A 13573-nucleotide genomic window follows, 5' to 3' on the forward strand; every position below is an offset into this window, starting at 1 on the left:
CTTGATACTTATACAATACTAAATCAAACTCCTGTGAAAATCGCTTTTTTCAGTACCAAATCCTATGACCGGGAAAGCTTTTTAAAGCATGCAACAGATTTCGGTCATGAATTCAGCTTCCTAGAACCTCAGCTCAACCGACAAACTGTTGCTCTCGCCGAGGGGCATCAGGCCATTTGTTCTTTTGTGAATGATCCTCTGGATGCACCAAACTTGAAGAAACTTGGGGAAATGGGCATCCAACTGATTGCCCTCAGATGTGCCGGATACAACCAAGTGGATTTGGAAGCGGCTAAAAAATTGGGAATCCGAATCGTACGTGTACCCGCATACAGCCCAGAGGCTGTTGCAGAGCATGCTTTTGCTTTGATTTTGACGCTTTCCCGCAAAACCCACAAAGCCTACAACCGTGTTCGGGAAAACAACTTCTCTCTGGAGGGGCTGACAGGGGTGAACATATTCGGGAAAATGATTGGAGTAATCGGTACAGGAGCCATTGGGAGAGCATTTTGCCGGATTGCGTTGGGATTCGGGTGCAAGGTACTCGCCTACGACGTGGTCGAAAATGAAGAAATGAAACAGTTGGGTGTAAATTACATTTCCCTGCAGGAAGTACTCTCCCAGAGTCACATTATTTCCCTGCACTGCCCACTTACTCCAGAAACAAAGCATATCATCAACAAGGAAACCCTATCCCAAATGCAGGATGGGATAGCCTTAATCAATACCAGTAGGGGTGCACTGATCGATACTAAAGCTGTAATCAAGGCCTTAAAAACAAAAAAACTAGGATACTTGGGTATTGATGTATACGAACAAGAAGAGCATATTTTTTTCAAAAACCTATCTGAAGAAATTCTTGAAGATGAGCAAATTTCTAGGCTGATGACTTTTCCCAACGTGTTGATCACAGGACATCAGGCATTTCTGACACGGGAAGCTCTCGATCAGATTGCACTTACCACCCTCAGAAATATTACTGAATTCGAAAAGAGAAAGCCCCTCAGCAACGAGGTTGCCTTTTCATAAAAAAAAGCCCGACTTGGAATAAACCAAGCCGGGCCTTTAGATCAAATCCAAGATTTGGATTATCGGACTACTTTTACGTTGACCGCGTTGACACCTTTTTTACCTTGTACTTTGTCAAAAGTAACACGGTCGTTTTCACGGATTTCGTGTACCAAACCGCTGTGATGTACGAATACATCTTCAGTATTGTCAGCTGGTGTGATAAATCCAAAACCTTTGGTGGTGTTAAAGAATTTTACTGTTCCTTCATTCATGATTTCTGTAATTTTGATTTGTTTTTACTCTGTTTTGATTGGATTGATTTGAATTTGTTTTTTTCTCGATCGGCGGAGCCGGAGGAGTATCTGAGATGTTTCCGAACTCGTCCACGTAAGCGATCATGTTGTCCAGACTACCGTCTTTGGGCTGTGCTTTTCGCTCCATTTTCTTTTCGAATTTCTCTTTTTGCTTTCTCCTTTTGAGCTCAGCTTTTTGTTTTTTGATGAATGTGTTTTGATTTTTTGACATGCAGTGGGGTTAGTTTACAAATGTGATGGCATGGCCAACCTTGCCGGCCCTGCCCGTCCTGCCTATACGATGGATATATGCATCCATGGTCATCGGGCGCTGATAATTGATCACATGACTCACATCAGCGACATCGATCCCTCTGGCGGCCACGTCAGTAGCAACCAGCACTCGGATAGCCCCGGACTTGAATTCGTCAATCATTCGATTCCGGAAATTCTGGGACTTATCCCCATGAATCTGTCCGGCTTGAATTCCAGACTGATTCAGTTTTTTTGCCAGCCTGTCGGCCAGCCTTTTTGTTTCTGTAAATAGAATTACCTTTTCCATTTCTGGATTGAGGAAAAGCTCAGCCAAAACCTCAAACTTATCCTTGCCTTCAGGGACTCGGATGGTTTGTTGTTCGATATTTTCATTGGTTCCGGATCCGCTATCGACTTTGACTTCCACCGGATTGTTGAGCAGTCCATCGATGAGTTTTTTCTGGTTGGGCTCCAAAGTGGCGGAAAAAAGCAGGGTTTGGTCACGAGAACCTATCCGATTGACCAGCTTGTTGACATCATTGACAAATCCCATATCAAGCATTCGGTCAAATTCATCCAGCACCAGGGTATTGACTTTTCTCAGATCCAATACTTTTCGGTCGCTTAGGTCAAGAAGTCTTCCGGGAGTTCCCACGATGACCTGCAGCTTTCGGCTCAGTTTGGCTGGATCTGAGTTGATATTTGTACCCCCGATAAAGGTGGCCGAATATAACTGAAGGCCGGGAGTCAAGCTTTTGAACTCCTCTTCAATCTGTAAAGCAAGCTCTCGGGTAGGCGTCACTACCAAGGCTGTATAATTTCTTGGGTCTTTTAGTGCATGCTCAATGATAGGAATCAAAAAAGCAGCTGTTTTACCTGAACCTGTTTTGGAAATGGCCATCATATCTCTTCCTTCCAAAAGAGGCAAAATGGACTGCTCCTGAATCGTGGTCAAGGTCTGATATCCTTTTTCCTGAATATTGTTAAGTACTTTTGGACTTAAGGGAAGATCCTCAAAGGACTTTTCAGTCCGAAACCCTTCTTGTCCACTTGGCTTGGCTTTTTTCTCAAAAAGCTTAGGATCCAAAGTAGATTCTTTCTTCTTTTTTTCCCGACGATCTACATTCCCTCCACGGGGTGCAGCTGTAGGTTTGTTAGTATTTCTTTTTCTTGTGTTCATGAGTTTTGAATTAAGCCTTGACAGGTTCCAGCTTAGCATTACCTAAGAAGTAAAGCATCTGGAAATGGGCCTTCAAGGCATCAAAAAATGTCTTTTTTGAATAATAAGGAATATTAAACTCGGCAGCGGTAGCCTTTACGATCGGTGCGATTTCCCTATAGTGTACATGACAGATATCCGGAAAAAGATGATGCTCCACCTGATAATTCAACCCGCCAATCATCCAGGAGAAAATCCTGCTTTTTTCTGAGTAGTTTGAAGTGGTGGCCAATTGATGAAGCATTCTCTCCCCTTCTACCATTCCATGTTCATCCGCTTGCGGAAAAGCCATATCCGGCATCACATGGGCTGTTTGAAAAACCAAGGTGATACTCAAACCGGTCACGAAATGTTGGAGTAGAAAAGCCAGAAAAATTTCTCCAGGACCAAATGGTGAAATCAGAATAGGTAATCCTAAAGCAAGGCAAAGATATACCACTTTCCAGGCAGCCACTTTCAGAATTGACAAGTGATAATTTTTCTTTGACTTCAACAGACCAAGACTGTAATACCTCTTCAATCGGATAAAATCCTTGGAAACTACCCAAGAAAGTGTGGAAAGCCCGTAGAAAAACCAAGCGTACCAATGCTGATAGGCATGCAGTCCGTTTTGTTCTGCATTGGGAGAAAATCTCAGGAAAAACGGAGCATTGATATCATCATCTCCTTCATGGATATTGGTATAGGAATGATGCAACACATTGTGCTGGATTCTCCATACTGTCGCATTGGCCCCAACAAGATTCAATGTATAGCCAAGCAGCTTATTGATGAGTGGGTTTTTGGAGTAGGACCCATGGATCGCATCATGCATGACACCCATCCCTATTCCTGCCATTCCGAGCCCACTGATAACAAAACATACAAACAGCTGCCAAGTCTGGTCTACCGCGCTTGCAATTACAAGAATCAGAGGTACAAAATAGACCAACATCATCACAATGGTTTTAAAAACCATCTCGCGATTAGCATACTTGGTCTTTTGTGCGGTCTTGAAATAGGTATTTACGCGATTGCGCAAAGTAACTGAGAAATCAGAAAGAGCTGATTCCGAAAATCGAATGGTCTTAATTGGAAATCGAAATTTTGATGATAAATGGTACTCTAGGTTCTCGTAATGATTGTAAACTGCAGGTTTTAATTCTGAAAAAGATCTGGATCCATTTCGAATCAAAAAAGTAGAAGAAGAAGAATAAAACCTGTGTTGGAGAACTCTTGATTTGCTACTTGTGGCAGGTGAATCGCCGATGCTATAACTTGTTGCCAAGTGCCGAAAACATCTTTTCGACATTACAAAGGTGAGGCGAACATTCGGCAATTCCTAATTTCCTAGGAAAATATCCGAATATCTCTCCAAAATAGTCCCCTACACTGTTTTAAGATTTTGGTCAATTCCACCTCCAGTTGATAATACCGTTTAAATGAAGCAACTCCACTTTATTGTATATCTGATTATTGGTCAACCCAACGGACTCCAAGGGCTGCTTGGTCATCATAATCAGGTGAAAATCTAGGTTTTTAGCCTTTTTTGCTTGGTATTTCAATCCCAAATTCATTTGGAAATAGCTTGGGAAATTATACTTATTTCCTGCCGTATCCTTCACATCTTCCAGCCAATGAATACCTGCATGAGCATAAATCTGCAGGGGAATTTTCTCCATTCTATATTCTCCGTACCCCACCAAAGCTTGGACTGAAGAAAATCCCTCATTCCGCTCTCTGGGAATAAAGGTATACCAAGCATCCTTTCCCCATTCCCTGGGACTGAGCCATCTGCCTTTGCCTCCTACTTGAGTGAGGCTGAGATGGGTCAACCACCGGGAGGTACTCCAACCCAATCTTCCGGAAAGGGCATAATTCAGATCCTCAGGATTCTTGTAGCTTAATTCGAGGTCAGGATTCCCTCCATTTCCCAAGCCATGCTGTAGGCCTGCCTGGACTCCGTAAAAAAGATTTCCTTTCTCCTTTTTTAGGTTCTTTTCGAAAGCCAGCCAATACGTGGAAAACAGATTTTGAGCCACTGTGGTAGAAAAATGAAGTTTTGATCCCGCCTTCTGGATATGGTCCGCTTCCAGAATCATCACAGTTCCACTATTCGTATTTTGGAAATAATCGGCTGGCCTTCCACTTTCAGTTCTTCCCTGTGGAAAAATCCCTAAAGTTCCCCCTGGATTCAGCCAGTCCTTACTTCCACGGATATTCATTCTCCCGATCCCCCAAATTCCGAATTTCCAACGCTTATCGGGTTGAAACCAAGCATATCCTCCCTCCACAGCTGTTGGGGCAAGTCTGCCATCCTGAGCATTCACCCAATCCGAATTGATTCCCATTCGGCCGATTTTAAGGCCAAATTTTTCTTGAGAATATTCCAGAGAGAGTGTTTCCAGACGGCCAAAAAAACGGTCATTTGGATTCAAAAGATCAAATAAGCCTGTCTCGTAGCGATTACTCTGGGAAGAAATAGGATCCGGATCCCATATCTGTGAACTCCAAACATTGGCAAACATCCGATAGCCTGCATGGAAAGTCCAATTTTCTTTGTATTTGATTTTTCCTCCCAAATTAAGACTCATTCCGAGGGCATAATCCTCCTTAAAATCCAATCCGGGGTAGGAAGTACTCATCCAAAAAGTTCGAAAGTGAAGGTCTGGACTCATTTCGAGCTTTTTTTTCTCTTCCTGAGCCCATACCATACCCACCCCTATCAAAAGGAGAAGGATTAAAAGAAATGAAAATCTCATTACTTGCTTGCTTTTTGTTTGGCCTCCTGAATGGGCTTGAAGGGACCAAACTTATGCTGCTCCTCTGTGAAGTCATCAGAGAAGGGACCAAATGGATGGTCCATCGGTTTTTTGGAGATATCCGGCCAATCACCTGCAAGATCTTTTGAGGGTCTTTCCAGACTGTTGACATATGCTGCCACATCCCAGGCTTCCTCGTCTGTGAGCATGGGATTCTGGTAAGTTGCGCCAAGAGGCATATTGGCTTTGACATAACCTGCAAACCGAGACAATCGGAAAAGTCCTGCACCTTGATTGTAGCTATGCTCACCCCACAGAGGTGGATAAATATAGCCCAAACCATCCTGTCGAGGCATTCCCTGTCCATCTGCTTGATGACAACTTGCACATTGATTATCGTAGACTAATTTTCCTTTGAGCGGATCAGCAGCTCTATCCAACAAGGGAACCTCATATATTCCAACTCCCTTAGGTTTTTCGCCCTTTGGTACTTCTTTTCCGAGCCACTCCATATAGGCTACCATGGCAATCATTTCTTTAGAATCTCTAGCCAAAGGCTTACCGTTAAGGCTTCGCTCAAAGCAGTCATTAATCCGCTTGGGAATATCCTCAGATTGTCCGGAGCGAGCACGAACTTTAGGATAGGTGGATGCAACTGCTCCATAGTTATTTCCCAGAGGAGCTGTTCCAGCCTGAAGGTGACAGTTTTGACAATTCAGACCATTGGAAATCGCTCTTACTTTCCCGTTTGGTCCAAGATACTCAGCAGTATTGGCAATAAGATCGCGTCCGTATTTGATTTTCTCTGCCTCAGGGTCTCCATCCAAAGTAGACAGGTCTGGGGCTATCCACATCCCTTCAGGTTCCATCAGTGCCTTCACAGCCGGAATTTCTGCAGCTGCCTGAGCCACAGATACAGGGCTTGAAGAAAGAGGAGGAAGCTGTACACCTGAAAAGGAAAGGAACACCACAAACCCAACCACTCCTACCAAAGCTGTAGCCAAGCCCAGCAAGGCTACCAAAAGGGTGATCAACTTGACAAATGGCTGCATCATAGTAATCTGAGTAAGTTTCTAAGATACAAAAATGGAAAGGATTGAGGCAGGAATGATGTGATCAACATCACAAAAGCCAAAGGCATAGGCTATCTAATTTTCCAAAAGACCCACAATAAAAAATAAAATCAAAAAACGATCCGACGGGTCTTTTGACTTCTTTTATCAGAGGTCAAAAGGATGTTTTATACCTGTGCCAGAAATACAATTTTCTCAGACGAGGTACCCGAGATCAAATATCTGTCACCGAACTGAAATAAACTTAAATTCACCAAGTCACCTGCCAAACATTCGGATAGGTAGTTGATTTTGATCTGCTTAGGGAAAAAGGAAAGCTCGGCCAGGAGATTTTCTACCCAGCGGATGTAGCTCGTATTATTGACGTGCTGGTATAAGTCCAAATCTGAATTTTGAACCCGTATGGTTTCCTCATTAATTTTTTCTCCTGCCAGCTCCAGTTTCTGAGGTATCCAAGTAGGCTTTTTGTTTGGATCGAAGAGTTCAGCAGGCAAAACCGATTCAGGACGCTGAATCCGTTTGGTTTCGGAATTCAGTAAAAGCCAAGATGACATAGCCCGGGCTATCGGTCTTTGGTTTTTATCCCAAACCAAAAACTCCCTAAAAGCAAACAGCTTCTCAGCCCCTCTTCCTCCAGTAAAAATCTGTAGCTGATCTCCCCACTTGGGAGGTTCAATCATGTTGATTTCCAGTCGGGAAAGCACCCACATTTGTTGATTGGCCAGAAGATTTCTTCCGAAATCTCCGGAATCCGCGTGTCTCCAAGCAATCTCCTGAAGCAAATCCGCCAAAGAGCTCAGTCGTATAGCCCCATGTGGATGGACTTGGTAGGAACCGACTTCAAAATTTTTTGCAAACTGAAAATCTTCGGGATAGCTCATGCCTGGGCTGGTTTTTGGTCAGTGAAAAAGACCTGCTTCCGAATACTGCTTAGCAGGACAATCCCCAAACCATTGACAGCAATAAGCGCAAAAGAAAACTTCAAATTGAATAAATCTGCCACAAAACCAATCAAGGGCGGACCCAATAAAAAGCCAAAGAAGGAAATCGTGGATACAAGTGCCAAGGCTACACTAGGCGGATACAACTTGGATCTACCTGCAATCCCATAAGATACAGGAATGATCGATGCTACTCCAAAGCCCACCAAAAGAAACCCGACAGCTGCTACCCAAAGCATCGGGAAAGCAACAGAAAGTAACAATCCGATGAATATCATCAATCCGCTCAACCTTAAAACGGGCACTCTTCCAAATCGGGCAGTAGCCTTGTCAGTCAAAAACCTTCCGGATGCCATGGCCCCCATAAAGCAAACATATCCCAAAGCCACCCACTCCGGCTGAGCAAGTACAATCTTTTTAAAATAAACGCCGCTCCAGTCAAACATGCACCCCTCAGTCATCATTCCCAAGAATGCGATAAGTCCTATTCTGAGCAAAAGGTTGTCAGGACGCTTAAGCACCAACCCACTCCCGTCTTCCGAGTCGGTTTTGTCATTGAGAACAAATTTCTGAGCGAAAAGAACAATAACGATGGAGATCAAAGTCACTATAGCATAGTGAGCTGCAGGACTAAATTTTAAAAAAATCATCGCAGCACCAATACCTGCCCCGGTAAATCCGGCCAGACTCCACAATCCGTGAAAAGAAGCCAGAATGCTTTTCCCAATCTGATCTTCCAAACCCAATGCCTGAGTATTCAGTGAAATATTCATGATATTTCCCAGCATCCCAAAAATAATCAACACCGGTACGATCACCCAAGTGGTAGTTGCTAGACCTATCAAGGGAAGTGTAAGGGCGTAAATAAAGCTCCCGATTAGAATCACAATTCGGCTTCCATATCGATGCACTGACCAGCCGGCAATAGGAAGGCCTATCATCGAGCCCATGGGTAAGCAGAGTAAAATGGTACCCAACTGTCCTTCTGACAACTGAAATTTTGTTTGAATATCGGGAATCCTTGCCGCCCAAGAGGCAAAACATAACCCAATGAAAAAGAACATCGACCCAAGGGCAATTCTTCTTTTTGAAAGGTAATTCATGAAGATAGGTAAGGTAGAAAGCACACAAAGTTAATCAGATTGCCTGTAATTCCTTTCTATTCAGATATTCGGAAAGTTTGCACTGGATTACCTTTGGATTTCGAAAGAAGCTTTGAACACTAAGAAAAAAGCCTGCCTAAAGTTCTTTTTAATTTTGCCCAAAATGAATAAAGGAAGAAGATCTTTCAACGAAACAAAAAACCATTCTTCTTCACAGAGAGTTTTCAAAAAAAAACACCGCCATGGAATTTGTCATCGTAGGAGGGATTGTCCTCACCATCATTTTTCTGATCCGCTTTATTATCAAAAAAGTATTTCAATAAAAAAAGCCGTCCATTTTGTGGGACGGCTCTTCATTTGTAGTATTTCTATCAGTTAGGAAGCTTATTTGCAAACTTTCCATAGACCCAAGTACCAGCCAATGCTGATATCAATGTCACCAAAACTACAGTGTAGCCACTACCGATTTGAGCAAAAAGCGGTCCTGGACAAGCGCCTGTAATCGCCCAACCCAAACCAAAGATAAACCCTCCGATCACCTGACCTTTTCTGAATTCCTTATTTGGTATGACAATGTCTTCTCCATGAATGGTCTTCAAATTGAATCGTTTGATCACCTGAATAGAGATGATTCCTGTCACTACAGCCGAACCAATTACCCCATACATGTGGAAAGACTGAAGTCTGAACATTTCCTGAATTCTAAACCAAGAGATGATTTCAGCTTTGACAAATACGATCCCGAATACAACTCCGATAATCAGGTATTTCAGAAGCTCAAGACCTTTATCATGATCTTGTCGGAGATTTGGCGCTGCACAATGTGGATCACCGGTTTGTTTTTTCTTTTCAAGTACTTTTGACATGATTATTTATTTTTAGAATCCGACAAGTTTCATCAAAGGCCCCAAGAGCACATGGGTCATGAAAAATCCTCCAATCATGAAGAATATTGTGGCTACTACTGACTGCCACTGCAGTGAGCTTATACCCATGATGGCATGACCTGAAGTACAACCTCCGGCATATCGGGTACCAAATCCCACCAAAAAGCCTCCAAACACAAAGAACAAAAGTCCCTTTGCTGTGAAGATGGTCTCCCAGCTAAAGATATCTGAGGGCATTAGATCTGAGAAATTGGTGATTCCCAAAGCCGCCAAGTCTGCCTGAGTGGCTTCGGAGATTACGATAGTGTTAGGATTTGCTAAGAAATTGGTTGCCAAAAAGCCACCAATTGCTACCCCAAGCACAAAGAGGAGATTCCAAACTTCTTTTTTCCAGTTGTAAGTGAAAAAAGGAATTCCAGCCGGCACGCAAGCCGCACAGATATGACGCAGAGAGGAAGAAATTCCAAACGTCTTATTTCCCACAATCAACAAGGCCGGGACAGTAAGCCCGATCATTGGTCCTGCTACATACCAGGGCCAAGGTTGACTAATCCATTCAATAAATTGATCCATTTTTTTTGTTATTAATTAAAATCTATAGTCCAGAATAATATTCATGTTGGTCATATTGACCCGATTGATCACATACTCCTGACCCAGCTTCTGATCGGTATCCTCTCTTTTGTGAGCCACCAAAAACTGCAAGTCTAAGCCTTTGAAGAATCCATCAAATCGATAATCAATCAAACCGGTGAAGTGATAATAATGCGGGAGTCCATACTTATTAAGTTGGATTTCCTCCAGATTGGGAGTAGTCACATGTCCGGCCCCCAAAGACACTTTCAGCTTGTCATGGATGAAGGTTTTATCATAGAGCAAAGTAATTGCATTCACTCCACCCATTCCTTCAAAACGCTCCCTCCTCAAGGTGACAAAGAACTGCTCTCTTCCCCATTCTCTTGGAAACAGGAACCTTCCCTGATCCGAAATTCCGAGATAGTTTAGGCTTAACATATTATGCCCCCATTGAATTCCCGATCTGAGCCCAACCCCGTGAGTTTTTTCTCCCGGAAGAGTGTAAGCCTTATTCGGGTCCGGATTCCCTCCGTCACCCAAAGCAGATTGGTAAAAGCCCTGCACTCCATAATGGAATTGGCCTGATTTTCCCAGCTCTGTTGACCCTGTCACTTCTCCGAATGTCGTGGCAAATACTCCCTCTGCCCAATAATTCCAGGATCGGATTTTTCCTTTGGGAAGGAAATACTCGACACCTAAGACCCCCACTCCTTTTGAGTGTACATGATGCTTGTACGAATCCTCCGATCCCGTCGGATTTCTTCCTGTGGAATAAAAGCCAAAAGACTCGTCAATGGACACCCATTCCAAAGACCCTCTGGATATGACATGATTAAACCAAGCTCCTGTAAGATTAAATCTTCCCGGCAGGTAGTTTACCGTCACTCCACTGAATAGGTTGGGCCTCATTCTGTTGTCAGATCCATTAAGCAAGGGACTTTCGAAATGATGACGTCCAAACCAGGTAGAGAATTTATCCTTCTCGTAAGAGATATAAAATTCCTCCAGACGATCCATATCATGGTAGTTTTCGGGATGATGGACATCGTACAAGGTAAGCTCATATCGATTGGCCAAGCCCGTAGCAGGATCCAACTTGGTAATGTTGTTTTCAAAAAATCTGAAAACAAAAAAACCACTAAATCCCACACCAAACCCTTTCCATCTTGGACTGAAATAACCCAATCCCGCACCGGTTCCCCAAGTGGAGTAGTCGAGCAAGCCTGGCTGATTTTCAGTATGCATGAAATAGGACCTCAGGTGAAATTCAAACTGTCCAGTTTTCAATTTTTCCCCAAACAACTTTTCGTTTGAGCTTGTATCCCTACTTGCTTCATGATGCTGGGCATTAGCCTTTGGCATCAACACCAAGGAAACTACCAAGGCACAGAGGAAAACAACTGACGCAAATTTCTTCATAAAAGGACTTGGAAATTGGTGACTTTGATCACATCTCCTATCATTAAACTAAAAATGGCAGACACTCAGGTCTGCCATTTAGGTGATGCAACTTCTCTTGCGTATTCTTATAATAGGGTAGTAGGACACACATAGTCCGAAACTTTGAATTTGCCAGACTCTTTGATAGCCTTGAATCCACCTGCAATATCGATCAGGTTGTCATACCCTCTAGCTCTGAGAATGGAATTGAATACCATAGATCGGTATCCACCTGCACAATGCACGTAGTAGGTTTGATCCTTTTTCACCTTGAGCATGCTCTCATTGATGTAGTCAAGAGGAGCATTTTCTGCATCGATTACATGCTCGGACATGAACTCGGAGTTTTTCCTTACATCAAGAATATGAATGGAAGAATCTCCCTCTTTGATTTTCGCCAATTCATCAACAGTGATGGAAGTAATGGAATCCACTTCGTGACCGGAATCTTTCCAAGCCTTAAAGCCACCTTTCAGGTAACCTATGGCAAAATCATATCCCACTCTGGCTAATCTGGTGATGACTTCCTCTTCTCTTCCTTCGTCTGCCACTACCAGAATTTCCTGCTTCAAGTCCGGAATCATAGCTCCAACCCATACGGCAAAGCTTCCGTCAATCCCGATATTGATAGAATTAGGAATGAATCCTTTGGTAAAGGTCTGAGCCTCCCGGGTGTCCAAAATCAAGGCTCCGGTTTCGTTGGCAGCAGCTTCAAATTCGGCAGGGCTCAAAGGTCTGATACCTCTCTCCAATACCTCATCGATGCTGTCATATCCTTGGATATTCATCAGCACGTTTTGTGGGAAATAAGCCGGAGGAGGAGTCAAGCCTGTCAACACTTCCTTGACAAACTCTTCTCTGCTCATAGGCTGAAGAGCGTAATTGGTCTTTTTCTGATTGCCCAGGGTATCGGAAGTTTCCTTGCTCATGTTTTTGCCGCAGGCAGAACCTGCACCATGAGCCGGATAGACGATCAAATCGTCAGAAAGAGGCATAATCTTGTTTCTCAGCGAATCATAAAGATGACTGGCGAGCTTTTCCTGAGTCAGGTCTTTGATTACTTTTTGTGCCAAATCAGGTCGCCCAACGTCTCCGATGAATAATGTATCCCCGGTAAACAAGGCTTCTTCTTTTCCTTCCTCGTTGATCAAAAGGTAACAAACTGACTCCATGGTATGACCTGGAGTATGGATTACTCTGATTTTGGCTTTGCCTAGAGTAAATTCCTGATTGTCTTCTGCTACGATGGCATCAAAGCCCATTTTCATACCGGTAGGTCCGTAGACAATCTTGGCTCCTGTCTTGGCAGCCAAATCTTTGTGCCCAGACACGAAATCAGCATGAAAGTGAGTCTCAAATACGTATTTGATCTTGGCGTTTCTTCGCTCAGCCTTTTCGATGTAAGGCTGCACCTCTCTGAGAGGGTCAATGACTGCTGCTTCTCCTTCTGATTCGATGTAGTAGGCACCTTGTGCCAGACATCCGGTATAAATCTGTTCTATTTTCATAGCCTTGCTGTGTTTGTTTTTTCTAAAAGGTAGTGTAAAGTTATTTTTCTGATTCTAGGGCTAAAATGACTTTTGTCACATGGACATCAAGCATTTGCCAGCAAATTGGTCTCGAGGATTTGGACTAACTGATGGGCAGGGACTACCCCAGATTGTCTCCAAACGACTTTCCCCTTATGGAATAAGATCAAAGTCGGCACCCCTCTAACCTGAAACTTGCTCGCTGCAAGAGGATTCCTGTCCACGTCTACTTTGACTATTTTCACCTTATCTCCCAACTGTCGGGCTGTATCTTCAAGAATGGGTTGCATCATTTTGCAAGGACCACACCATACGGCAAAGAAATCTACCAATACCGGAGTATCTCCATCGATCAGTTCCTGAAATGTCTTAGGTTGTGTACTCATAATTACTAGTGTTTGAAATGATGAAACAAAACTACATCCAAAAGTCCCGCTCCGACAGTAATTTTTGTCACATCCAAATTCTAACTGCCACCCTACCCCTTAAAAAGTCCTAAAATCCC

General features: G+C 43.4%; 14 protein-coding genes. 1 reads left to right on the forward strand and 13 read right to left on the reverse strand.

The features are described 5' to 3' along the window. The first annotated feature begins 33 nt into the window (after positions 1-33). On the forward strand, positions 34-1029 hold the full coding sequence (locus AAA942_RS05125; protein WP_338219165.1) for a 2-hydroxyacid dehydrogenase: 996 nt from the start codon (positions 34-36) through the stop codon (positions 1027-1029). A gap of 59 nt (positions 1030-1088) precedes the next feature. Here the strand turns inward: AAA942_RS05125 and AAA942_RS05130 are convergent, their stop codons facing one another. The 13 genes from AAA942_RS05130 to trxA form a co-directional block, all read right to left on the reverse strand. Next, positions 1089-1283, reverse strand: coding sequence for a cold-shock protein (locus tag AAA942_RS05130; protein WP_338219166.1), 195 nt, complete (start codon positions 1281-1283; stop codon positions 1089-1091). Beyond that, entirely contained in the window at positions 1276-1536 is a 261-nt protein-coding gene (locus AAA942_RS05135; protein ID WP_338219167.1) for a cold-shock protein, read from the reverse strand. The genes AAA942_RS05130 and AAA942_RS05135 overlap by 8 nt, the downstream gene beginning before the upstream one ends. 9 nt (positions 1537-1545) lie before the next feature. After that, positions 1546-2739, reverse strand: a complete 1194-nt coding sequence (locus AAA942_RS05140) for a DEAD/DEAH box helicase (RefSeq protein WP_338219168.1) — start codon at positions 2737-2739, stop codon at positions 1546-1548. A 10-nt stretch (positions 2740-2749) separates the two neighbouring features. Further along, on the reverse strand, positions 2750-3799 hold the full coding sequence (locus tag AAA942_RS05145) for a fatty acid desaturase family protein (RefSeq protein ID WP_338219169.1): 1050 nt from the start codon (positions 3797-3799) through the stop codon (positions 2750-2752). Positions 3800-4166: 367 nt separating this feature from the next. Continuing rightward, positions 4167-5519 carry a hypothetical protein gene (locus tag AAA942_RS05150; RefSeq protein WP_338219170.1) on the reverse strand — a complete coding sequence of 451 codons (1353 nt, stop codon included), beginning with the start codon at positions 5517-5519 and terminating at the stop codon, positions 4167-4169. Continuing rightward, on the reverse strand, positions 5519-6571 hold the full coding sequence (locus AAA942_RS05155) for a c-type cytochrome (protein WP_338219171.1): 1053 nt from the start codon (positions 6569-6571) through the stop codon (positions 5519-5521). Before AAA942_RS05155 ends, AAA942_RS05150 begins: the two co-directional genes overlap by 1 nt. A gap of 188 nt (positions 6572-6759) precedes the next feature. After that, a complete protein-coding gene (locus AAA942_RS05160; RefSeq protein WP_338219172.1) occupies positions 6760-7473 on the reverse strand; it encodes an acyl-[acyl-carrier-protein] thioesterase in 714 nt (237 codons plus the stop codon). Further along, positions 7470-8636 (reverse strand): MFS transporter, encoded by a 1167-nt coding sequence (locus AAA942_RS05165; protein WP_338219173.1) that lies wholly within the window; start codon positions 8634-8636, stop codon positions 7470-7472. The genes AAA942_RS05160 and AAA942_RS05165 overlap by 4 nt, the downstream gene beginning before the upstream one ends. Before the next feature lie 371 nt (positions 8637-9007). Beyond that, entirely contained in the window at positions 9008-9502 is a 495-nt protein-coding gene (locus AAA942_RS05170) for a DUF6691 family protein (RefSeq protein WP_338219174.1), read from the reverse strand. Positions 9503-9514: 12 nt separating this feature from the next. Further along, positions 9515-10096 (reverse strand): YeeE/YedE family protein, encoded by a 582-nt coding sequence (locus tag AAA942_RS05175; RefSeq protein WP_338219175.1) that lies wholly within the window; start codon positions 10094-10096, stop codon positions 9515-9517. Between the two features lie 15 nt (positions 10097-10111). Continuing rightward, complete coding sequence (locus AAA942_RS05180; RefSeq protein WP_338219176.1) at positions 10112-11518, reverse strand: hypothetical protein; 1407 nt, start codon at positions 11516-11518, stop codon at positions 10112-10114. 107 nt (positions 11519-11625) lie between these two features. Further along, entirely contained in the window at positions 11626-13047 is a 1422-nt protein-coding gene (locus tag AAA942_RS05185; RefSeq protein WP_338219177.1) for an MBL fold metallo-hydrolase, read from the reverse strand. 86 nt (positions 13048-13133) lie between these two features. Beyond that, positions 13134-13454, reverse strand: coding sequence for a thioredoxin (gene trxA / locus AAA942_RS05190; RefSeq protein ID WP_338219178.1), 321 nt, complete (start codon positions 13452-13454; stop codon positions 13134-13136). Between the last annotated feature and the right edge of the window lie 119 nt (positions 13455-13573).

The organism is Algoriphagus sp. oki45 (assembly GCF_036245605.1).
Lineage (GTDB): Bacteria > Bacteroidota > Bacteroidia > Cytophagales > Cyclobacteriaceae > Algoriphagus.